We start from the raw sequence: 21,727 nt of genomic DNA, 5'->3' as shown, positions 1-21,727 counted from the left end.
CTTTGTCCGTGTCGGGTTGTCATACCCGTGTGAGAGGCTTAGTACCTCTGGAAACCGAACGAGGGGAGACCGGTGCCCGTCACCGACCGCGCCCGCGAGCTCGCGCTGACGGCGGCGCAGGCCGCCGCGGACAAGAAGGCGCAGGACATCGTCGTCATCGACGTCGCCGAGCAGCTCTACATCACCGACGCGTTCGTCATCGCGTCGGCGTCCAACGAACGGCAGGTCGCCGCCGTCGTCGACGCCGTCGAGGAAGCCCTGCTCAACCTGCCGGAAAAGGCCAAGCCGGTCCGCCGCGAGGGTGAGCGCCAGGGTCGCTGGGTGCTCCTGGACTACGTCGACATCGTCGTGCACATCCAGCACACCGAGGAGCGGGAGTTCTACGCCCTCGACAAGCTGTGGAAGGACTGCCCGACGGTGCCGTTCGTCGACCGCGACATGGTCGAGGCCGACTCTCCCGGCGCCGCATGACGACCACTCGCCTCATCGTCTGGCGGCACGGCAACACCGACTGGAACGCTGCCAACCGCGTCCAGGGCCAGTCCGACGTGCCGCTCAACGCCGTCGGCGAGCAGCAGGCCGTCGACGCCGCCGAGCTGCTCGTCCGGCTGCGGCCCGCCGCCCTGGTCTCCAGCGACCTGCGCCGCGCGGTGGACACCGCGGCCGCCCTGGCCGCCCTCACCGGCCTGTCGGTCAAGCACGACGAGCGCCTGCGCGAGCGCCACTTCGGCGCCTGGCAGGGGCTGACCATGGCCCAGGTCGCCGAGACCCGCCCCGACGAGTACGCCAACTGGAAGTCCGGCGCCGACGCGGTCGGCGGCGGCGTCGAGGCGCTGGACGACCTGGGCAAGCGGGTCGCCGACGCGTTCCAGAGCGCGGCCGACTCGGTCCCCGCCGGCGGGACCGCGGTTGTGGCCACGCACGGCGCCGCGGCCCGGCAGGGCATCGGCCATCTGCTCGGATGGCCGCGCGAGCAGCTCCGCACGCTCCGGGCGCTGCAGAACTGCCACTGGGTCGAGCTCAGCCACGACGACGTGCGCGGCTGGCAGCTGGCGGCCTACAACGTGGGGCCGTTCTCCGACCGGCCGGTCCCGGCGCCTGTGTGACGGACCACGGGTGGAACGGATCGGCGTCCCGGTAGCGTCCAAGGCATCATGACCTTCACACGGATGACCCTGCTCGCCACCGCAGCAATGGCACTGTCCGTGGCGGGATGTGCCAACGGCACCTCCGGCTCCGTGGACCAGGCAGGCGCCCCGGCGCCTGCCTCTTCCGCCGCGCCTGCCTCTTCCGCCTCTTCCGCCCCCGCTTCTTCCGCCCCCGTCCCTTCTTCCTCCGGCGGCACCCGGACGATCTCCGGCACCGTCACCGCAGGCGTGGAGCCCAACTGCCTGCTCGTGGACGACCACCTGCTGGTCTTCGAGGACGAGAAGCTGAAGGCGGCCGCCCAGGAAGGCGCCACGGTGACCGTCACCGGTCGCACGGAACCCGGCATGATGACCACCTGTATGCAGGGCACACCGTTCGTCGTGACGGCGATCCGCGCGAAGTAGGCGGCAATCCGTTACGGTGCCCGCATGGCCGTCGCGGTTGTCACCGACTCCACCGCGTACCTGCCGTCGGAGCTGAACGGAACGTACGACCTGACCGTCGTCCCGCTCACCGTCGTCATCAACGGCGACGAAGGCCTGGAAGGCGAGGAGATCGCCCCGGCCGAGGTGGCCCGAGCGCTGGGCGGCCGCCGCTGGGCCGTCAGCACGTCACGGCCGGCCCCGGAACAGTTCGCAGCCGCGTACAGAAAGCTTCTCGACGCGGGCGCCGACGGCATCGTGTCCGTCCACCTGTCCTCGAAGCTGTCCGGCACCTACGACGCGGCCTCCCTCGCCGCGGCGGCGGTCGGGCCGCGCGTCCAGGTCGTGGACAGCGGCACGACGGGGATGGGGCTGGGCTTCGTGGCCCTGGCCGCGGCCGCGGCGTCGCGCCGAGGCGGAACCCTCGACGGGGTACGGCAGGCAGCCGTCGACCACTCCGCGCAGGTCAGCACCCTCTTCTACGTGGACACCCTGGAGTTCCTGCGGCGCGGAGGACGAATCGGCGCCGCCTCCGCCCTGCTCGGCACCGCGCTGTCGGTCAAGCCGATCCTGCACGTGGTGGACGGGGCGATCGTCGTACGGGACAAGGTCCGGACCGCGGGGCGGGCGCTGGCCCGGTTGGTGGATCTGGCGGTCGAGGCCTCGGGGGAGGGCGAGGTGGACATCGCGGTGCACCACTTGGGGGCGGAGGAACGGGCGGAGGCGTTGGCCGATGCGGTGTCGATGCGGCTGGGGGATCGGCTGCGGGACTGCTACATCACCGAGATCGGGGCGGTCGTGGCCGCGCATGTGGGTCCGGGTGTGGCGGGTGTGGTGGTTCACCGGCGGAGCTAGTCGGCTTCTTCTATGTGCGTTGATGGCTTCCTATGGCTCGGTCGGCCAGCTTTCTCCCCGCCATCGCTCGGGGATCAGGTTCTGAGCGGTCAGGTGGTCGCTCACCTCGTCCCACGGGCGCACCGTGTCGCCGTACTGCACCTCGTCGGCCCTCGGGAGCAGCGCGGGCCCGTTCTCCGGCCACAGCGCCCGGGTGCGCCCGTCGTCGGTGATCAGCAGCTCGGCCGCGAGCGGCAGGTGCTCCGCCTGGCGCGCGTACCCCGCCGAGGCGAGAACAGCCTCGGCGCGGCGTACGCAGATCCAGTACGGCGAACCCGGCTCGGCCTCGTACGGCACCGTGCGGCCGTGCTCGTCCGAGACGTACGCCACCGGGCTGATCGCCCGCGGCGAGCTCCGGAAAGCGGTCTCGGCCTGCGCGAACAGCTCCGGCAGATGCTCGCTGCCGTCGGCGGTGATCAGCAGCGTCCCGCGCTCCGGGGCGAAGGCGACCGGCCGCCCACCCACCTGCCCGGCCAGCCCGGCGAGCCAGCCGTCGAGCAGCAGGTGCGACGTCCAATAGGAGTCGCCGTCGTCGACGAACTGCACGACGACCGGCTCGTCGGCCACCCCGACCAGCTTGGCCCCCGACAGGTTCGCCCGCGCCGCGGCCAGGACCTCGTCGTCGGTGACACCCCAGCCGTGCTCCGCGTTGACATAGGTCATGGTGTCCGGCTGGTCCACCACGACGTACTCGGCCAGGAACGGCAGCGCCGGACGGCTCAGCGGCGTGGAGACGTCGGCCGGCGGGGTGACGGCGCGCAGGACGGGACGCAGCAGCGGCCGGGCCTCCGCCCAAGTGGCGGGAAGGCCGGGAGCACGCAGCAGCCCGGCGACGAACTGGCCGACCCGGCCCCGGCGCACCTCGTCGAGCCGCAGAACGCTCGGCTCGTCATCACCGGGCCGCGTGAACCGCACCGAGAAGGACGCGGAGTGATACCGAGCATCCCGCATGCCGGCCCGGCGCAACCGCCTGATGACTTGGCTGGCCAGACGCGCCCGGGCAACCCTCCGTAACAAGCCCACGACGCTCGTGCCCTCCCCGCGAATCGGTGGGGCGCCGACCTTATCGCCTCGGTCGGGCGGCTGTCACGACCGCCTATGCCGCCCTTCCCGGATGGCGATAGTGCTCAGCGCCCTATTCGCCACCGGGCGGGCTCCAGCCGTCGTCGGCTCGTAGTCCGTCGAGCCGGCGGCGTCAGACCGTCACGGCTGCCGATGCGCTCTGGTGGCCGTTACGACCGTGGCCTCCAAGTCGTCGTCGGCGTGGATCGCGGGGTGCAGACCCGCCGCCCGCACGGCTTCGGTCGCGGGTGCGATCTGGTCGGTGGTGATCTCGGACAGCAACAGTCCGCCGGGCGCCAGCCATGCCACGGCCTCGCTGACGGCGGCTCGGAAGACGTCGAGCCCATCCTCGCCGCCGTCCAGGGCAGTGTGCGGCTCGTGCACGCGTGCCTCGGCTGGGAGGAACGCAATGTGCCGGGTGGCGACGTATGGCACGTTGGCGAGCAGGACGTCAATGCGGCCACGGAGTTGCTCCGGCAACGCGCCGAATAGATCACCCTGATAGACGTTCCCACCGAGGTTGTCGCGAGCGCAGGCGACGGCGGCGGGGTCACTGTCCGCAGCGTGGAGGTCGATTCCGGGTACGCGATGACGTACAGCCATCCCGAGGGCGCCCGAGCCACAGCAGAGGTCGACGACGACGCACGTGTTCGCCTTGGGATCGGGTTCGTCGGGCCGCGCATCCAGGGACCTCCTCTCGGTGCTTTGCTCGGTCCTAATTGTCCTGTCGGTTGCCTCGGCGGTCGCGAGGGTGACGAGGAGCTCGCTGCGGACCCGCGGAACGAACACCGCCGGGCGGAGCCGGACCCGCACTCCGCAGAAGTCCGCATACCCCACGACCTGCTCGAGAGGTTCGCCGTCGGCCCGCCGCCGCACCATGTCCCACAACGTCTCGGTGTCGGCCGCGGCCTCCCCGAGCACCGCAGCCTCGTCCTCGGCGAACACGCAGCCCGCGACCCTCAGCCGCACGATCGCCTCGGCCAGATCAGTTTCCCGCACGGATGTCATCAAGCTCCCGTTATCCACAATGCGCGTCTGTCCACAGGCAGCGGCGCGGCTCAGCACCGCCGAAGCCTACGTTGCCCGGGTGCGTCAGGAGAGCAACCCCGAAGCGGCCGTACGCGCCAGGCTCCAGTCCGTCCTGGCCCGGCCGGCGCTGTCACCGGTCGGGTCCGCCGTCCCGGTCGGGTCCGCCGTCCCGGTCGGGTCCGCCGTCCCGGCCGGGTCCGCGACAAGCGGCTATCGAGAAGGATCGCCCTGGGCCACCCCTCCGACGACGACGGCCAAAACGCCGCAGCCGTCCCACCCGGGGATGCCGGCGGGGTGGCCTCTCCGGTCGCCGGCGCCCTCGGCGGGCTCGCAGACTCCGGCGTCCGTTGCGCCGGACTGGCCTGCGCCGGGCGGGCCCCCGTTGGATTGGGCCGACGTCGTTCCCGGGTCGTCGGACGCCATTCCGGGGTGGCCCCGCGACGCTGCCGGATGGCCGGACGACATCACCTTTGCCGCCGATCCTGACTCCGCACCGCTTTCGGCTGCCCGCGTACCGTCCCTGGCCGCCTGGAATCACTCCCTGGCGGGCCGGGAACCGCCCCCGGCCGAGACTGAATCCTCGTCGGCCGCGCCCGGCAGGGGCGACCCGCCGGTGGACCTCGCGTACCGGCCCGCCTGGGCCGCGCCCGACACGCCTATCCGCCGCCCGGAGGCGCCGGACTCTGATCGCGCGCCGGCGCTCAGCAGCGCCGGGGCCTTCGACAGCGGTCGCGGCACCCGGTGGAGTCTCTTCGACCCGGGGCGGCGCGGCGTCAAGGCGCTCGCCGTAGTCGCGCTCGTCGTGGTGCTGATCGCCGCGGTGATGGCCTGGCGTTCAAGGCCTCAGGTCGACCCGGTGGCCAACCCCATTGCCGCCACGGACCCGGCGCTCGACGGCGGCGCGGTGACGGACGCGGGCGGCCTGGCGGCGAATGCCACGCGGGCCGGGACCGCGGGTTCAGGGCCACCCGAAGTCGTCGTCGCGGTGGGCGGCAAGGTGCGTAAACCTGGCCTGGTTCAGCTCGCCCCGGGAGCAAGGGTCGCTGATGCGCTGCGGGCCGCCGGGGGCGCTCAACCGGGGGTGGACGTCGCACCGCTCAATCTCGCCCGCAAGGTTGTCGACGGTGAGCTCATCATGGTCGGCGTCCCGCTGCCACCGGGAGCTGCTCCGCCCGCGCCGGTGGGCGGAACCGGCCCGGCTGCGGGCGGGCTGGTCAACCTCAACACCGCCACTCTTGCCGATCTCGACACGCTGCCCGGCGTCGGCCCGGTGCTGGCCCAGCGGATCCTTGATGCGCGGGAGGCCCAGGGCGGGTTCAAGGCCGTCAGCGACCTGCGCAAGGTGGACGGCATCGGCGCGGCTCGCTTTGAGCAGCTCAAGGACCTGGTGACGGTGTGAAGCCGCCGGATCTGCGGCTTGCCGGCTTCGCCGTCGCAGTGTGGCTCTCCACATTCGCCGCTCTGTACCTTTCATTCCGCGTCGGCCTGCTCGTCGGCGTCACCGCGCTGGCCGCCGCCGCACTCACGCCTGCGATCGGAGCCCGGATTCGTCGCCGTTCGCCGCCGGCGCGGTCGGCCGTGCGGTGGGTGCTGGTGTCCATGCTGGTAGGCGCCGGCTGTGGCGCCCTCGCCACGGCCGCGCGGGTCGGCGTGCGGGAGGCCGGTCCGCTGGCAGCCCTGGTTGATGCCGGCGCCACGGTACGCGTGGACGTCATCGTGCGCGACGACGCCAGGGCGATCCACGGCTCACCGGGCCTTCCACCGACCTACCTCGTACCCGTGGAGCTGACCGGCGTGCACCCCGAGGACGCGCCCTCCATGCAGCTGTCGGCGCGGGCGCTCGTGCTCGGTTCGGATCCGGCTTGGCGTTCGTTGCTGCCCGGGCAGCGCGCCTCGGCCACCGGGAAGCTCATGAAGCCCCGGGGCGGTGACCTGCGTGCGGCGGTGGTGTCCGTCAAGGACCCGCCGCGGCTCGAGGGCCGGTCGTCGTGGGCGCAACGGGCTGCCGGCACATTACGGGCCGGGCTGCAACGGGCCTGTGCGCCGCTGCCCGAGGATGTCGGGGGTCTGCTGCCAGGGCTCGTGGTCGGGGACACGAGCCGGATGGACCCGTCCCTCGTGGAGGACTTCCGCGCCACCGGTATGACTCACCTCAATGCGGTCAGTGGCGCCAATGTGGCGATCATCCTCGGCGTCGTGCTGTTCCTCGTACGGTGGGCGCGCGCCGGGCCGGTCCTTGCGGCGTTGATCTGCGCGGTGGCGCTGGCCGGGTTCGTCATCCTCGCCCGGCCGTCACCGAGCGTCGTGCGGGCGGCCGCCATGGGCGCGATCGGGCTCGTCGGTCTTGCTGCCGGGCGGCCACGGGCGGCCGTACCCGCGCTTGCCTCCGGGGTGGCGGTTCTCGTCCTGGTCGACCCGGAACTGGCCGGCGACGCCGGGTTCACCCTGTCCGTGCTGGCGACGGGCGGCCTGCTGCTCCTGGCTCCCCACTGGCGCGACGCGTTGTGCCGCCGCGGGTGGCCGGCACCGGCGGCCGAGGCGTTGGCCGTGCCCGCCGCGGCGCAGGTCGCCTGCGGGCCCGTGGTGGCGGCCATCTCGAGCTCGGTCAGCCTGGTGGCCGTTCCGGCGAACCTGCTCGTCGTGCCGGCCATCGCCCCGGCGACGCTGCTGGGCGTGTCGGCCGCCGTGCTGTCGCCGATCTGGCCGGCGGCCGCGGAGTTCGCCGCGTGGACCGCCCAGTGGCCCGCGCGGTGGCTCGTGGTCGTCGCGACGTACGGGGCACGGGTGCCCGCGGGGGCGGTGCCCTGGCCGGGCGGGGCCGCCGGGGCGCTGCTGCTGGCGGCGCTCACCGTCGCTCTGCTCGTCGCGGCGCGCAGGCCGGTGGTGCGGCGGCTGGTCGCGGTTGTTGCGGCTGGGGCGGTGCTCGGTGCTCTGCCCGTACGGTTGCTGGCGTCCGGATGGCCCCCACCGCGCTGGATCGTCGTGACCTGTGCGGTCGGGCAGGGTGACGCCGTCGTGCTGCCGGCGGGGAAGGGGCGGGCTGTCGTGATCGACGCCGGGCCTGAGCCGGAGGCGGTCGACCGATGCCTGCGGCGCCTGGGCGTACGGCAAGTCGTGCTCTTCGTCGTCAGCCACTTCCACGTGGACCACATCGGCGGCGTGGCCGGCGTCTTCCGGCGCAGGACCGTAGCGGGAGTGATCACCCCCGACTGGCCGGAACCCCCGGCGGGCCGCGCCGCCGTGGCCGCCCAAGCAGTCGCCGCCCGGGCGCCGGTGGCCGCGGTTCGTCCCGGGTGGAGCTATGCGGCAGGCGGCCTGGCGCTGACCGTGTTAGGACCGTTCGAGCCGCTGCACGGGACGAACTCCGACCCCAACAACAATTCGCTGGTGGTCCGCGCCCGGGTGGCCGGGACGACGGTGCTGCTTCCCGGGGATGCGGAGACCGAGGAACAGCAGGAACTGCTCAACCACCTCGGCCCCCGGGCGGTACGCGCCGACGTGCTCAAGGTCGCGCACCACGGCAGCGCCTATCAGCTGCCGGAGTTCATCGACGCGGTGGACCCGGCGGTCGCGCTGGTCTCGGTGGGGCGGGACAACGAATACGGGCACCCGAATGCGTCGCTGCTCGGGCGGTTGCGGCGCGGCGGGGCCCGGGTGCTGCGGACCGACGAGGGAGGTGATCTCGCGGCGGTGCGTACACGAACCGGCCTGGCCGTCGTGGCCCGGGGCGACCCGCCGGCCTGAGCGCGCCGCGGCGTTAGCGCGCCCCGCAGGCTGAGCGGGGCCGCGGCTGCCGCGTCCCGGGTGCGACCCGTCGGCCTGAGCGGGCCGGCTGCCCGGTGTCACGATCCGGGCGGCTGCCTCGTCCCTGGTGCGACGGATTTGCTGGAGGGAGCGGGACGATGAAGATTGCCATCGCCGGCGGTACCGGGCTCACCGGGCGCCACGTCGCCGAGGTGCTGACCGGCGCGGGGCATGAGGTGGTCGTGCTGGCTCGGAGCCGGGGTGTCGACCTGCTCACCGGGGCCGGCCTCGACGCTGCCCTCAGTGGGGTGGAGGCCACCATCGACGTCAGCAACGTGACGACGGTGAAGCGGGAGGTGGCTGTCGGGTTCTTCGAGGAGGCCGGCCGCAACCTGGTCGGTGCGGCCGCTCGGGCCGGGGTGCGGCATCACGTGGTGCTGTCGATCGTGGGGATCGACCGGGTCGGGACCGGCTACTACCAGGGGAAGCTGCGGCAGGAGGAGGTCGTCCGGGACGGTGGGGTGCCGTGGAGCGTGCTGCGGGCGACGCAGTTCCATGAGTTCGCCGGGCAACTGCTGGAGCGGGTTCCCGGGCCGGTTGCGGTCGTGCCCGCGATGAAGGTGCAGCCGATCACCGTACGGGAGGTGGCCGAGGCACTGGTCGCGCTGGCGGTGGGGGAGCCGCGGGGGATGGCCGGTGACCTGGCCGGGCCGCGGGTGGAGTCGCTGGCGGACATGGCGCGGCGGCTCGTCGCGGCGGGTGGGGCGCGGCGGCGGCCGGTGGTGCCTCTCTGGTTGCCTGGTGCGATGGGGCGGGGTGGGCTGCTGCCGACCGGGCCTGGGCCTCGCGGGGTGGAGACCTTCGACGAGTGGCTCGCGGGGCATCGGTACGCGGGCCGCTGAGTCAGGGCTGGGGCGCCCGGCGTTCCAGGTACCGTTTCTCGGCCGCCTCGGCGCATGGCGTGCAGCGCCGGTATCGCTTCTCCTTGCCGTTGCGGCGTTCGGTACGCCACACCGTGTTGGCCTCGTTGACCTCGTGCCCGTTCTTGCACAGCTCGTCGCGCCGCAGGTGGGTGCCGACGCCGGGGCTGCGGGCGATGTGGTCGAGGACTTCGTGGGCTCGTGATGCCGTTGCAGGGCACCAGCGTCTGCACCCGGTCGAGCACGTCCCGATCCGTCATCACGATGGAGAGCCGGGTGAGGACCGGCGAGCCAGGCGATGTCGACCTCGCGTAAGGGGGCAGTCATCCGCCCGAGCCTACGGGTGAAGCCAGTGTTCACACGGCGAAGGATCACGCCGGGCGCGGCGGCGTCGTAGGGTCGGGGCGGACGGATGGAGGGTGACGTATGTCGATGTCGCGTGTTCGTGCCGTGGTCGCCGGGACCGTCGGGATCATGCTGGTGGTGGCGGCCGCCCCGGCTGTGGGTGCGCCGGGCGTACCGCTGGTGGATGATCCGGCCGCCTATGTGGATCCCTTCATCGGGACCACCCGTGGGGGCAACACGTGGCCGGGGGCGACGCGGCCGTTCGGCATGATCGCGTGGAGTCCGACCAGCACCACCGGCGATCAGACCAGCACCGGCGCCGCCAACGGGTACGAGTACAACGTCACCAGGGTGCGCGGGTTCAGCCTCACGCACGTCAACGGGGCCGGCTGCAATCCGGGCGCCGCCGGGGACGTGCCGATTCTTCCGTACGTGGGTGACGTCGACAGTTCGCCGACCGCCGACACCCACGATGCGAAGTACGCGTCGACGTTTTCGCACGCCAACGAGTCCGCGAGCCCGGGGCGGTACACGGTCACGCTCGACTCGGGGGCGCGTACCGATATAGCGGTGAGCCTGCGGGCCGGCATCAGCGACGTCACCTTCCCCGCCGGGTCGGCCGCCAACCTGCTCTTCCGCACCTCGAACTCGCTCAACGGCAGCGAGGACGCCGAGATCGCCATCGACGGCTCCGCCCGTACCGTGAATGGATCGGTGTTGACCGGGGGTTTCTGCGGACGGCGCGGCAACGGGGGCGGGGCGGGCAACCCCGACCGCCGCTCCTACTACCGGTTGTACTTCAGCGCGGTGTTCGACCGGGACTTCGCCCGCACCGGCACCTGGAAGGACTCGGCGGTCACGCCCGGCGGCACCTCGGTCACCGGCGGCGAGGGCTATCTCACCGGCGCCGACCGGGCCGGTCGCGGCTCCGGCGGGTGGGTCGGATTCGACACCGGTACGGACGCAGACGTGCGCATGCGCATCGGCATCTCGTACGTGAGTATCGCCGGCGCCGCGGCCAACCGGGACGCCGAGATTCCCGCGACTGCGACGGTCGACTCGGTGGCCGCCGCCACGCGCGCGGCCTGGTCCACGGACCTGCAGCGCATCCGCGTCGGCGGCGGCACCGAGGCGCGCTCGAAGGCGTTCTACACCGCCGTCTACCACTCGCTGATGCAGCCGCAGACGATGAACGACATCGACGGCCGCTACCTCGGCGCCGACATGCAGGTGCACAGCAAGCGGCCCGGGCAGCAGGCGGTGTACGGCACGTTCTCCGGCTGGGACCAGTACCGGGCGCAGATCCAGCTGCTCGCGATCCTGCGGCCGGACGTGGCCGGCGACATGGCGCAGTCGATGCTGGACTTCGCCGCGCAGAACCGGGGCATCTGGGACCGGTGGCTGCACCTGGGCGCCCCGACGCACGTCATGACCGGTGACCCGGCGGCGCCGACGCTGGCCACGTACGCCGCGATGGGGGTGCGCAACTTCGACGCGGGCGCGGCCCTGGACTCGCTCGTGCGGCAGGCCACAGTGCAGAACCCGGATGCGCTCTCCGACGCCGGGTGCCCCGGGCAGTGCCTCGGCCAGCGGCCGACGCTGGACACTTACCTGGCGCTGAAGTACGCCGCCAACGACATCTGCCACTGCTGGGGCGGGGCGGCGGAGACGCTGGAGAACTCGCTCGCCGACTTCTCGCTGGCGATGTGGGCGCAGCGGTCCGGCCGCAGCGACCTGTACAGGCAGTTGCTGCCGCGCGGCGACTACTGGAAGAACACCTTCAACCCGGCACTCGGCTACCAGGCGGCGCGCCGGGCGGACGGGAGCTGGCAGAGCGGGTTCACGCCGTCGACGGATGTGGGGTTCGCGCAGGGGTCGAGTGCCACGTACACGTGGATGGTGCCGCAGGACGTGTCGGGCCTGGCCACTGCGATGGGCGGCCGGGACGCGGCGGCGACCCGGCTCGACGGCCTGTTCCACGACGAGAACGGCAACTGGGCGGTGCTCGGGGGCAACGCGCTGCGATACGACCCGACGAACGAGCCGGGGATCCACGCGCCGTGGCTCTACAACGGTCTCGCCCAGCCGTGGAAGACCCAGGACACGGTCCGGCAGATCGTGGACACCGCGTACGGGACGGGCCCGGCCGGCCTGCCGGGCAACGACGATCTCGGCACGATGAGCGCCTGGTACGTGTTCGCGACAATCGGCCTGTTCCCGCAGGTCCCGGGGCGCGCGGAGCTGCTGCTGGGCAGCCCCGTCTTCACCCGGGTGGTGATCGACCGGAGCAACGGCGTCCGGCTGACGGTGAACGCGACGAGCACAGACAGGTACGTGCAGGGCGTCCGGCTGAACGGCACGACGCTGCGGCAGTCATGGCTGCCGGAGTCGTACGTCCAGCGTGGCGGGACGGTGAGCTTCACACTCGGCAGCACGCCGAACAAGTCCTGGGCGACGGGGGCCGGGGACCTACCGACGGATCATTGAGCCGGTCACCCGTAGCGCCGGACGGCCGACTGGCGGGCGCGCGACGTCATTCGTAACGCCGTGCGGCCGACTGGCGGGCGCGTTGCTGCTGGTCGTCGGGGGTTCCGGGCCGGTGCGGGTTTGCTTGCGGGAGGTTCACCTCGCCGAGGAACTGGGGTGCGGTGTCGTGGGGGAACGGCTCTGGGAAGGGGTTCTCGGGGCTGCGGAGGTCGTCGGCGGTCGGCGGCCGGCGGTGGGGGTCTGCGGCCGGCCTCAGTGACGGTGATCCGCCGGGCTGGGCGAACATCGAGGATGGGAGCCGGACCGTCTCCGCTCCCGGAGAACCCGGCCCGTTCCGGCCGCTCAGCGGATCTAGCGCGGGACCGTGGCCTGTCGCCGGGCCGCCGGCAGTGCCGCCTGCCATAGCCGGCCGCCCGGCGAAGCTGCCGCCCATCGCCGGCCTGCCGCCCATCGCCGGCCTGCCGCCCATCGCCGGCCTGGCGGCCGTTGCCGGACCGCCTGCCGTTGTTGGCCCGGCCGCCGCCGGCCCGCTGGCCGCCGGCCCGCCCGCCGTTGCCGGCCCGCCGGCCGCGAAGGTGCTCGCCGTCCGGCCGCCTGCCGCGAACTCGCTAGCCGCGAAGCGGCCACCTCCGAACCCGCCCGCCGGAGCATCGCCCAACGCCCCGAAGACAGCCGCCTCAGGCCGCCCCACGGACCTGGCAGCTCCCGGCCGGCCCGCCGAACCGGCACCTGCCGACCATCCCGCGGTTCCGGGCACCTCAAGCGACGGCGACGCAACCGAAGCAGGCCTGGTCAACGCCCCCGCCACCACGTCGTTGAGCTTGACCATCCCGGCCACCGTCAGTGGCAGCACGAGCACACCCCACCAGCTGACCAGCTCCGCCAGCGCCAGCAGAATGCCGAGGGCGACCGCCCCTTCCAGGAATACGAAGCACAGGAAGCCGCTGGGAGCCAGATACTGCAGGCCGAGCATCCGCGCATAGAGCGGCTGCCGGCGTACCTCATCGCGGGACAACCCGGCGCGACGGGACCGCGTCACCGGGCACCCCCGGCCTGCCGCGCCCGCGCCACCGCGAAGACGGCCTGCTCCAGCGCGTAGCCCCGGTCCTCAGCGCCACCCTTCACCGCGGCGTTGCAGTCGGCGGCCGCGCGCATGGCGTCGACCAGGCCCTCCGGCGACCAGCCGCGGCTGCGCTCCTGGGCCTTCTGGATCTTCCAAGCGGGCATGCCGAGCGAGCTGGCCATCTGATAGGGGTTGCCCCGCCCGGCAGACGCCACCCGCGCAACCGTCCGCACCCCGTCGGCGATGGCGTCGGCGATCGGCACCGGGTCGACCCCCACGTGCAGGGCCCACCGCAGCGCCTCGAGCGCCCCGGGCACGTCGCCGACCATCGCAGCATCGGCCACGGCGAACCCGCTGACCTCCGCGCGCCCCTTGTAGTAGCGGGCCACCACGGCAGCACTGATCTTGCCATCGGTGTCGGCCAGCAGCTGCGAACAAGCCGCGGCGATCTCCCGCAGATCGGTGCCGACCGCCTGCAGCAGCGCGGACGCGGCAGCCTCGTCGCACCGCCCGCCATTGCGCCGGAACTCGTCGCGCACGAAGGCGATCCGCTCCCGATCGCCCTTGAGCTTCACGGCGGGCACCACGACCGCCCCGGCAGCCTTCAGCCCATCTGCGAACGCCTTCCCCTTCGCGGCGCCGAGGTGCGCGACGATCAGCGTCACATCGGGATCGGGATTCTTCGCGTAAGCCAGGAGGGAAGCAGAGAGATCCTTGCGCGCATCCTGCCCGCTGCGGATGACAAGCACCCGCCTGCCGCCGAACAGTGAAGGGCTGAGCATCTCCGCCAGCTCGCCTGCAGCCAGCTGGCCGGCCTCATACTCCCGGACGTCCGCACCGGCATCGAACTCCCGCGCCGCCTCGACCGCGGCAGCGATCGCCCGGGCGGCGAGCAACTCCTCGTCACCGAGAACGAGTAGGACGGAGTCGGGAGGTGCGCTGTTCACGCCCAGAATCTTTGCACGACGGTCTGACAGTTCCGCCAGGCTCACTCCTGCGCGCAGCCGTCTGATCATCGAACGCGAAACCAGACATATCGGCAATCCACCATGCCCGCTGCGTGCACAACCGCCTCGATCAGGCGGGACGAACACCCGCCGGCCCGGACGTGATCCGACGCACATGTCGACCGATAGCCGGGGGTCGAACCGAACACAAGGCCTAACCCGGGCGTGTCGGTTCTTTCTGCCGGTCTTTCTTGGGTGCGGCTTTCGGCCTCTTTTGAGTACGGGCACACAAAGCCCCGTGGCACACGGCTCGGCTCCTGCCGTCCCGACCTGGTCACGCCCGCATCCGGCCGGAAGCGACAAACCGCCCCTCCTCAGGTGACCAAGCCAGGCAGCGGGCACGACGAGGGGCGGTAGCGGCGGGCCTGACGTGCCAAGCGGTGGTGGCCCTGACGTGCCAAGCGGTGGCGGGCCTGGAGGCGGTGGGCGGCGGCCCTGAGGCGGTGGGCGGCAGGCCTGAAGTCGCCCGCAGTGGCGGAACTCGGATGCGACTCAGACCACGGTGTCCCGCATCAGCCGGCCGCGGCGGAACTCGGATACGACTCAGGCACCGCTGAGCCCGGAGGCCCGGCGGTGCCCGGAGTATGGTTCATGGCCCGACCGCGCCGATGAGCACGATCGTGGCCGGTCCGCTATCAGGCAGACAGCGAGGCGATCCGCTTGGCGATGGCCGACTTGCGGTTCGCCGCCTGGTTCTTGTGGATGACACCCTTGCTCGCGGCCTTGTCGAGCTGGCGCGAGGCGTCACGCAGCAGCGTGGTAGCCGTCTCGACATTGCCGGCCTCGCTCGCCTCGTTCAGCTTGCGAATCACGGTCTTCAGCGACGACTTGACCGACTTGTTGCGCAGCCGGGCCTTCTCGTTCTGCCGGTTGCGCTTGATCTGGGACTTGATGTTCGCCACGCGACAGCCTTGTCCTGACTAGTTCGGATGATGTACTCGGACGGTGGCGACCGCAGCGCTCAACACCGCGTCACCACACGCGACGAACCAATGTATCAGGCCGGATTGGGCCACCCAAATCGAGCCGTCCTCACCTGCGCCATCCGCCCAGCGTGCAGCCCCTGCCGGACCCTCCGGCTCCGACCGTCGGCCCCTCGCCACCGTCGCCAATCCTCGAGCCGTCGGCCACGGGGGGACGAGTCGTATGTGTCGACCACCACTATCTCCGACCGCCGCGCGGCTTCGAGGTCCCTCAAGCCGCCAGCCGCATCGCCGTCCCGCGCCGCATCGCCGTCCCGCGCCGCCGCGATCGCTGTCCTAACCGCCGGCAATGCCCCGAAAAGCACCGCATGCGCCGAACTCTGTACCGAAGCCGCCCGCGGCCCGCACGACAACTCGGGCACCCTCCACGACGCCCCGGACACCCCCACAGCGGACTTTACGTCGGTATTACGCCCATCGATCGCAGAATGAACGAGTCGATTTCCGTACCCATAGATGTCCGTCGTATTAGATGAATTCCTCACTACCAGCCGTGCCCGATCCATCGCCCGGTGAAGCAGTGAAAATCCGTCGACATCGCGATGCCACGGCGTACCCCCGAATCGGCGTCTTCAGAAGTGCAGACTCGTCCCGCCTACCCCGGAATCGAGTGATCGCGTGCTGTCGAATACCCCACCGCTGACGCTGAGCGGGTACGAACCCCTGACCACCGAACAACGTGCCGAATTTCTCGAGCGCGGCGTCGTTATCGTCCGTGGCGCCCTCAGTGAAGACCATCGCCAGCGTCTCGAGGATGCCGTCGACCGTGTGTACGCGGAGGAGCAGGCGGCCGGCCGCGTACGCGACGACGGTGTCCTCCACCTGCTGGGCTTCCTGCCCCGCGACGACGAGTTCGGTGACCTTCTCACGCACCCGGCCGTCTTCCCGTACTTGTGGGGAACCGCCGGCTGGAACATTTACAGCCACCACAACCATCTGGATGTCACGCCGCCCGCCCGGCGCGCGGAGGAGCCGTCGTGGGGATGGCATCAGGACGGTTATCGCCAGAATTCGGATCCGGAGACGCTCGATCCGACGCAGCCGCGGCCCATGCTGTCGCTCAAGGTCGGGTACGTGCTTTCAGATCTCTCGCGCACCGGCCGAGGGGCGACGAAAGTGATTCCGGGCAGCCATCTGCGCAACACCTTGGAGCGGCCCGCGAACAATGCCGATCCCTTGAACGCCATCGAGATCACCGCCGACCCGGGCGATGCGTTCATCTTCGACAGGCGGCTGTGGCATTCCCGTTCCCCGAACACCAGTGCGGTGACGCGCAAGATGCTGTTCGTCGGATACACGTACCGATGGATCAGGCCCCTCGACGACATGCCGATCGACCGGAACGGCGCGTGGTGGGACAACCGCACGCCGGTGCAGCGGCAGCTTCTCGGTGAATCGCCCGACACGATCAACTATTGGGGCGTGAAATGGAACGGCTACGTGGACGACGACATCCCGTTGCGCCGTGAGCTGCGGGAACGCGGGCTCCTGGACCGGTCGGTGCCCTGGCTGCGGTGACGAGCAGGGTCAAGGCTTCCAGCCCCGCGTGACGGGCGGGTCAAGCCTTCCAGCCCCGTCGCGACGGGCGGGTCAGGTCCTCCAGCCCCGCCGTGACGCAAGCCACGCCAGCGCCTGATGCCCGCTGAAGCGCTGATGCTGCCGGCTGTGCGGAGACGCGCTGCTCGGCCGGCCGGCCGCACGTGTCAGCCAGTAGCCGCTCATCGCCGCCAGCACGCCGTCCACGCCCGCATCCGGCGCTTCCCACGGCGCGAGCAGACGATCAACATCGAGCCCGCTGGCGTACGCCGTGACGAGCAGTGTCACCGTGTCGAACCACGGCGCGCCCTGACACGGCCACGTCCAGTCGCAGAGCCACGGGTGGCCGTACCGATCAATCATGATGTTGTCGATGCGCAGGTCGCCGTGGAGCATGCCGGTTCCGGCGACCAGCGAGGGCAGCCCCTGCTCGAGGGCGGCCATTTCGTCGAGGTGCGCGCCGACCCACCGGGGCGCGGGGGGCAGTGGCGCGCGCCTCGCGGCGATCTCCGACCACCAGGACAGCTCGGCGCGCACGATGTCGCTCAGCCTCGGCAGCTCCGACGTCGAGGGCGTGGCCAGTGCGTCCGCCGCCACCCGCCAGGCCTCCAGCGCGGCCGCCAGTTCGTCGGGCCGCCAGGGGAGTGACGGCACATGTCCCTCGATCGCATCCAGGCACAGCACGAAGTGATCCGCCGCGACCATCGTCCAGCGTGGCCGAGGTGCCGGAACCGCGGGCGGCAGCGCGGCTGTGATGGACGCCTCACGCGCGTACCCGTCAGCAAGGGGTTCGGCCAGCGGAACCGCCTTGAGAAAGGCGCGTTCGCCGGTCGCCGTCTCGACGACGGCCGCGAAAGCCCTGGTGAAGCCCCCGCCCGCGGTCGTCGAGGCGGTCACCCCGGCGCCGAGCCGCTCCTCGATCGCGGCCCGCAGGGCCAACGGCAAATCCCCCCAATTCGGGCGTACGGCGGTAGCACCGTAAGCGATCTCGGGCAGAACGACGGGGCGCATGCCCCCATCCTGCCTCCCCGATTTTGTCGTACCCGGCTGGCAGGCTGTGGCCATGAGAACGGACGACTTCTGGGCGGTCATCGACCGGGCGACCGCCGACCGGCCGGGTTCGCCCGACGAGGTGGCCAAACGCGCCACCGCCGAGCTGGCTGCCCTCGACCCCGCCGAGATCGAGGCGTGGGGCCGCCACCTCGACAAGGTCATGGCCGCCTCCGGCAAGGAGGACCTCTGGGCCGCGGCGTACCTGATCAACGGCGGCTGCTCGGACGACGGCTTCGACAATTTCCGCGGCTGGCTGATCGCCAACGGCCGGGAAGTCCTCGCCCGGGCAGTCCGCGAGCCTGACTCCCTCGCCGACGTCCCCTCCGTGCGAGCCGCCGCCTCGACCGGAGCCGTCTTCGAGGCGGAGGAGGTGCTGACGATCGCGGAGGAGGCCTATCGGCAGGCGACGGGTGAGGACTTGGCGCCGCGTGAGGCGCCGCCGAGCCGTCCGGACGCGTCGATGCTGTGGGACTTCGACGACGAGGAGGAGATGCAGCGCCGCCTGCCGCGCCTGTCGTCCCTGTTCCTGGAGCCACCGGAGTAGGTCGCCGGCCCGCATCCCCGTGCGGGCGTCCGGAGAGGACCGTCGTCAGAAGCCGCTGCTGGCCGCCGCGTTCCTCGGCGCCGGGGCGACCTCGGATCTGGAGTAGATGGGACGTCCATGCGGCGGGAATCGGGTCGAGGTGGGAAGCGAGGAACGGACAAGGTGGTGGCATGAGCGTTCATGAGGAAAACGGCGCCGGACATTCTCCGCAGGGTGTGGTCGCCGCGGTGAGCTGCAACGACGCCTACTCGTTCAGCAAGCCCAACCGCCGTGCCATCGAGCTGGTCGCCGGCCTGGGAGTGCAAGGCGACATCCATGCCGGCGCCACGGTCCGGCACCGCAGCCGCGTCGCCGCCGATCCGACGCAGCCGAATCTGCGCCAGGTCCACCTCATCCAGGCCGAACTGCACGACGAGGTTCGCGGGGTCGGCTACGAAGTCCCGGCCGGTGGTCTCGGCGAGAACGTGACGACCTTCGGCCTGGACCTGCTCGGGCTCCCGTGCGGAACGATCCTCCGCTTCGGACCGCTCCTAGTCGCCGGCCACCGCGGCACTGGAACGACCGTTTCACTCTTGCCCCCGGCACAAGCCACAAGCGTCGCGGATCGCGGGCCGAGGGACGTTGTTGCCGTCGCTGAGCAGGCAACCCTTGACGCCGCCACCGCGGAGGCGGTCGCCGCGCTCAGCGCTGTGATCGACGACGAAGCCGCCGGGGGCGACCCGGCCGATCCGCGAGCCGCCGTCGTGATCACCGGGCTGCGTAACCCCTGCCAGCAGATCAACCGCTTCCGTCCCGGGTTGCTCAAGGAGGTGCTCGGCAAGGACACCGACGGCAGGCTCGTGCGCAAGGCCGGTGTCATGGCCGTGGTGCTGCACAGTGGCACCGTCCGGCCCGGGGACCCCATAGCCGTGGAACTCCCGACCGCTGTCCCGCACCACGCCCTGGACCGAGTCTGATCCGCTCCGCCGGCTTGAATCCCGCGAACGTCTGGCGCAAGGCCGCCGAGCTGGGCCGAGCCGTGCGAGCTGGGCCGAGCCGTGCGAGCTGGAGCGGACGCAGCGGAGCAGGGGCTACCGCGACCAACCCGGGCCCGACCGGAGCAAGTCGAGCCCGCCCCCAGAACCGAGGGCGGATCGGTCATCCCAAGGCCGCCCGCGCACCCAGGATGCCCGCCGTTCCTCGAGCCCCCGGCCGGCAACTCGAGCCCCCGGTCGGCAGCCGGCCCCCTCCGGCATCGGGTCTTGTCCGGCACGGGTTCGCGGCGTGGGACGATAGGAGGGCCGGACCTCGTACCGGTTGCCAGTTCGGCAGGTCAGACCTGATTGAGAAGAACGGACGAACGTGCCTGGACCGCTCGACCCCGGCGTGAACATCATCGGAGCGACCAATCCGGGTCGTATCCGCAACTTCTGCATCATCGCCCACATCGACCACGGCAAGTCGACCCTGGCCGACCGGATGCTGCAGATCACCGGCGTGGTCGACCCGCGGCAGATGCGGGCGCAGTACCTCGACCGGATGGACATCGAGCGTGAGCGTGGCATCACGATCAAGAGCCAGGCAGTTCGCATGCCCTGGGTCGTCCGGGACGGCGACCAGAAGGGCGACTCCGCCGTCCTCAACATGATCGACACTCCCGGGCACGTCGACTTCACGTACGAGGTGTCCCGCAGCCTCGCCGCATGCGAGGGGGCCGTTCTCCTCGTCGACGCCGCGCAGGGGATCGAGGCGCAGACCCTGGCCAACCTGTATCTGGCCATGGAGAACGATCTGCACATCATCCCCGTACTGAACAAGATCGATCTTCCGGCCGCCCAGCCGGAGAAGTACGCCGAGGAGCTCGCCAAGCTGATCGGGTGTGAGCCCGGTGACGTGCTGAGGGTCTCCGGGAAGACCGGCGAGGGAGTCGCGCACCTGCTCGACGAAATCGTCCGGCAGTTCCAGCCGCCGGTCGGCGATGCCGCGGCGCCTGCCCGGGCGATGATCTTCGACTCCGTGTACGACGTGTACCGCGGCGTGGTCACCTACGTCCGGGTCATCGACGGGCGGATCGAGGCTCGTGACCGGATCAAGATGATGTCGACCGGGGCTGTACACGAGCTGCTCGAGATCGGGGTCGTCTCGCCCGAGATGGAGAAGGCCGGGGCGCTCGGGGTGGGCGAGGTCGGCTACCTGATCACCGGCGTGAAGGACGTGCGGCAGTCGCGGGTCGGCGACACCGTGACCGGCAACGGGCGACCGGCCAAGGAGGCCCTCGGCGGATACAAGGACCCGAGGCCGATGGTGTACTCGGGGCTCTACCCGATCGACGGCTCCGACTACCCGGCGTTGCGTGACGCGCTCGACAAGCTGAAGCTCAACGACGCCGCGCTCACCTATGAGCCGGAGACGTCCGCCGCGCTCGGGTTCGGGTTCCGCTGCGGGTTCCTCGGGCTGCTGCACCTGGAGATCATCGGGGAGCGGCTGGAGCGGGAATTCAACCTCGATCTGATCTCCACCGCGCCGAACGTGGTGTACCAGGTGATCACCGAGGACATGCAGGAGTTTGTCGTCACCAACCCGAGCGAGTTCCCGGCGGGCAAGATCGCCGAAATTCACGAGCCGATGGTCCGGGCCACGGTCCTGGTACCCAACGAGTACGTGGGTGCGGTCATGGAGCTGTGCCAGGGCCGCCGCGGCAACCTGCTCGGCATGGAGTACCTGTCCGCCGAGCGGGTCGAGCTGCGCTACATGTTGCCGCTCGCGGAGATCATTTTCGACTTCTTCGACCAGCTGAAGAGCAAGACCAAGGGGTACGCGTCCCTCGACTACGAACCCACGGGCGAGCAGGTCGCCGACCTCGTGAAGGTGGACATCCTCCTGCACGGCGAGCCGGTGGACGCGTTCAGCGCGATCGTGCACAAGGACAAGGCGTACAACTACGGCGTCTCGATGGCGTCCAAGCTGCAGAAGCTGATCCCGCGGCAGCAGTTCGAGGTGCCGATCCAGGCCGCGATCGGCAGCCGCATCATCGCCCGGGAGACGATCCGGGCCATCCGCAAGGACGTGCTCGCCAAGTGCTACGGCGGTGACATCAGCCGTAAGCGCAAGCTGCTCGAGAAGCAGAAGGAAGGCAAGAAGCGGATGAAGATGGTCGGTCGCGTGGAGGTGCCGCAGGAGGCCTTCATCGCCGCGCTGTCGACCTCCGACGCCCCGGACGCCAAGGGCGCCAAAAAGTAACCGCAGCCAACGACGCCAGAAGTAAGTGACGCGAGGGGCGCGCCGGCTAAGTGACGCCCTGGGCGCGCCAGGCAAATGATGCGGGGCGCGCCGGGCAAGTGACGCGGGGGCGCGCCGGGCAAGCAATGCGGGGCGCGCCGGGCAAGTGACGCGGGGGCGCGGAAGCGAGTGACCGAGGGCATGCCAGGCGAGTGACGCGGGGCGAGTGACCCGACGGGCGTGCCACGTAGGTGACCCGACGGCCGCGCCAGGCAGTGATGCGGAGGGCCC

Annotated in this window: 17 protein-coding genes and 1 pseudogene; 12 read left to right on the top strand and 6 right to left on the bottom strand. The window is 71.2% G+C overall.

The window, feature by feature from the left end:
• The first annotated feature begins 72 nt into the window (after nt 1-72).
• The 4 genes from rsfS to AB0368_RS25080 are packed head-to-tail and all read left to right on the top strand — an operon-like array spanning nt 73 to nt 2,426.
• A complete protein-coding gene (rsfS, locus tag AB0368_RS25095; protein WP_366156389.1) occupies nt 73-471 on the top strand; it encodes a ribosome silencing factor in 399 nt (132 codons plus the stop codon).
• On the top strand, nt 468-1,106 hold the full coding sequence (locus AB0368_RS25090) for a histidine phosphatase family protein (RefSeq protein WP_366156388.1): 639 nt from the start codon (nt 468-470) through the stop codon (nt 1,104-1,106). The genes rsfS and AB0368_RS25090 overlap by 4 nt, the downstream gene beginning before the upstream one ends.
• A gap of 48 nt (nt 1,107-1,154) precedes the next feature.
• The gene (locus AB0368_RS25085) at nt 1,155-1,553 is read left to right on the top strand and encodes a hypothetical protein (RefSeq protein WP_366156387.1); all 399 of its coding nucleotides are present in this window, start codon (nt 1,155-1,157) and stop codon (nt 1,551-1,553) included.
• A 24-nt stretch (nt 1,554-1,577) separates the two neighbouring features.
• Nucleotides 1,578-2,426, top strand: a complete 849-nt coding sequence (locus AB0368_RS25080; protein ID WP_366156386.1) for a DegV family protein — start codon at nt 1,578-1,580, stop codon at nt 2,424-2,426.
• Between the two features lie 30 nt (nt 2,427-2,456).
• Here AB0368_RS25080 and AB0368_RS25075 read toward each other — a convergent pair whose 3' ends face one another.
• Together AB0368_RS25075 and AB0368_RS25070 are read right to left on the bottom strand one after the other, a co-directional pair.
• Nucleotides 2,457-3,416 (bottom strand): hypothetical protein, encoded by a 960-nt coding sequence (locus AB0368_RS25075; protein WP_366156385.1) that lies wholly within the window; start codon nt 3,414-3,416, stop codon nt 2,457-2,459.
• Nucleotides 3,417-3,668: 252 nt separating this feature from the next.
• Nucleotides 3,669-4,535 (bottom strand): methyltransferase, encoded by an 867-nt coding sequence (locus AB0368_RS25070; protein ID WP_366156421.1) that lies wholly within the window; start codon nt 4,533-4,535, stop codon nt 3,669-3,671.
• 634 nt (nt 4,536-5,169) lie between these two features.
• On the opposite strand from AB0368_RS25070, the gene AB0368_RS25065 reads away from it, so the two are divergent.
• From AB0368_RS25065 to AB0368_RS25050, 4 genes are all read left to right on the top strand, one after another.
• Nucleotides 5,170-5,955 carry a ComEA family DNA-binding protein gene (locus AB0368_RS25065; RefSeq protein WP_366156384.1) on the top strand — a complete coding sequence of 262 codons (786 nt, stop codon included), beginning with the start codon at nt 5,170-5,172 and terminating at the stop codon, nt 5,953-5,955.
• Nucleotides 5,952-8,300, top strand: a complete 2,349-nt coding sequence (locus AB0368_RS25060) for a ComEC/Rec2 family competence protein (protein ID WP_366156383.1) — start codon at nt 5,952-5,954, stop codon at nt 8,298-8,300. The genes AB0368_RS25065 and AB0368_RS25060 overlap by 4 nt, the downstream gene beginning before the upstream one ends.
• A 158-nt stretch (nt 8,301-8,458) precedes the next feature.
• Nucleotides 8,459-9,202 carry an NmrA family NAD(P)-binding protein gene (locus tag AB0368_RS25055; protein ID WP_366156382.1) on the top strand — a complete coding sequence of 248 codons (744 nt, stop codon included), beginning with the start codon at nt 8,459-8,461 and terminating at the stop codon, nt 9,200-9,202.
• Between the two features lie 450 nt (nt 9,203-9,652).
• Nucleotides 9,653-12,052 carry a GH92 family glycosyl hydrolase gene (locus tag AB0368_RS25050; RefSeq protein ID WP_366156381.1) on the top strand — a complete coding sequence of 800 codons (2,400 nt, stop codon included), beginning with the start codon at nt 9,653-9,655 and terminating at the stop codon, nt 12,050-12,052.
• Between the two features lie 775 nt (nt 12,053-12,827).
• Here the strand turns inward: AB0368_RS25050 and AB0368_RS25045 are convergent.
• The 3 genes and pseudogenes from AB0368_RS25045 to rpsT form a co-directional block, all read right to left on the bottom strand.
• Nucleotides 12,828-13,025, bottom strand: a pseudogene (locus AB0368_RS25045) (hypothetical protein); the annotation flags it as partial.
• Nucleotides 13,026-13,087: 62 nt separating this feature from the next.
• On the bottom strand, nt 13,088-14,062 hold the full coding sequence (gene holA, locus AB0368_RS25040; protein WP_366156420.1) for a DNA polymerase III subunit delta: 975 nt from the start codon (nt 14,060-14,062) through the stop codon (nt 13,088-13,090).
• Nucleotides 14,063-14,757: 695 nt separating this feature from the next.
• Nucleotides 14,758-15,024: a 30S ribosomal protein S20 gene (gene rpsT, locus AB0368_RS25035; protein WP_366156380.1), complete on the bottom strand. Its 267-nt coding sequence runs from the start codon at nt 15,022-15,024 to the stop codon at nt 14,758-14,760.
• 699 nt (nt 15,025-15,723) lie between these two features.
• Between rpsT and AB0368_RS25030 the strand changes: the two genes are divergently transcribed.
• Entirely contained in the window at nt 15,724-16,623 is a 900-nt protein-coding gene (locus AB0368_RS25030) for a phytanoyl-CoA dioxygenase family protein (protein ID WP_366156379.1), read from the top strand.
• Between the two features lie 72 nt (nt 16,624-16,695).
• On the opposite strand, the gene AB0368_RS25025 is transcribed toward AB0368_RS25030, so the two are convergent.
• Nucleotides 16,696-17,652, bottom strand: coding sequence for a phosphotransferase (locus AB0368_RS25025; protein ID WP_366156378.1), 957 nt, complete (start codon nt 17,650-17,652; stop codon nt 16,696-16,698).
• A 52-nt stretch (nt 17,653-17,704) separates the two neighbouring features.
• Between AB0368_RS25025 and AB0368_RS25020 the strand changes: the two genes are divergently transcribed.
• The 3 genes from AB0368_RS25020 to lepA all read left to right on the top strand — a co-directional run bounded on the left by AB0368_RS25020 (nt 17,705) and on the right by lepA (nt 21,457).
• The gene (locus AB0368_RS25020; protein WP_366156377.1) at nt 17,705-18,238 is read left to right on the top strand and encodes a DUF4240 domain-containing protein; all 534 of its coding nucleotides are present in this window, start codon (nt 17,705-17,707) and stop codon (nt 18,236-18,238) included.
• A gap of 170 nt (nt 18,239-18,408) precedes the next feature.
• On the top strand, nt 18,409-19,194 hold the full coding sequence (locus AB0368_RS25015) for an MOSC domain-containing protein (protein WP_366156376.1): 786 nt from the start codon (nt 18,409-18,411) through the stop codon (nt 19,192-19,194).
• A 385-nt stretch (nt 19,195-19,579) separates the two neighbouring features.
• Entirely contained in the window at nt 19,580-21,457 is a 1,878-nt protein-coding gene (gene lepA, locus AB0368_RS25010) for a translation elongation factor 4 (protein WP_366156375.1), read from the top strand.
• Nucleotides 21,458-21,727: the final 270 nt, after the last annotated feature.

It is taken from the genome of Actinoplanes sp. NPDC051475, from assembly GCF_040689425.1.
Taxonomy (GTDB): Bacteria; Actinomycetota; Actinomycetes; order Mycobacteriales; family Micromonosporaceae; genus Actinoplanes.
Note: the sequence above shows the minus strand (reverse complement) of the source record. Positions and strands in the feature narration are given on the sequence as shown.

Excerpts from the sequence above, each read along its gene's own strand:
- AB0368_RS25090 (WP_366156388.1), top strand. The coding sequence starts at position 468 with ATGACGACCACTCGCCTCATCGTCTGGCGGCACGGCAACACCGACTGG.
- AB0368_RS25085 (WP_366156387.1), top strand. The coding sequence starts at position 1,155 with ATGACCTTCACACGGATGACCCTGCTCGCCACCGCAGCAATGGCACTG.
- AB0368_RS25080 (WP_366156386.1), top strand. The coding sequence starts at position 1,578 with ATGGCCGTCGCGGTTGTCACCGACTCCACCGCGTACCTGCCGTCGGAG.
- AB0368_RS25075 (WP_366156385.1), bottom strand. The coding sequence starts at position 3,416 with ATGCGGGATGCTCGGTATCACTCCGCGTCCTTCTCGGTGCGGTTCACG.
- AB0368_RS25070 (WP_366156421.1), bottom strand. The coding sequence starts at position 4,535 with ATGACATCCGTGCGGGAAACTGATCTGGCCGAGGCGATCGTGCGGCTG.
- AB0368_RS25055 (WP_366156382.1), top strand. The coding sequence starts at position 8,459 with ATGAAGATTGCCATCGCCGGCGGTACCGGGCTCACCGGGCGCCACGTC.
- AB0368_RS25050 (WP_366156381.1), top strand. The coding sequence starts at position 9,653 with ATGTCGCGTGTTCGTGCCGTGGTCGCCGGGACCGTCGGGATCATGCTG.
- AB0368_RS25025 (WP_366156378.1), bottom strand. The coding sequence starts at position 17,652 with ATGCGCCCCGTCGTTCTGCCCGAGATCGCTTACGGTGCTACCGCCGTA.
- AB0368_RS25020 (WP_366156377.1), top strand. The coding sequence starts at position 17,705 with ATGAGAACGGACGACTTCTGGGCGGTCATCGACCGGGCGACCGCCGAC.
- AB0368_RS25015 (WP_366156376.1), top strand. The coding sequence starts at position 18,409 with ATGAGCGTTCATGAGGAAAACGGCGCCGGACATTCTCCGCAGGGTGTG.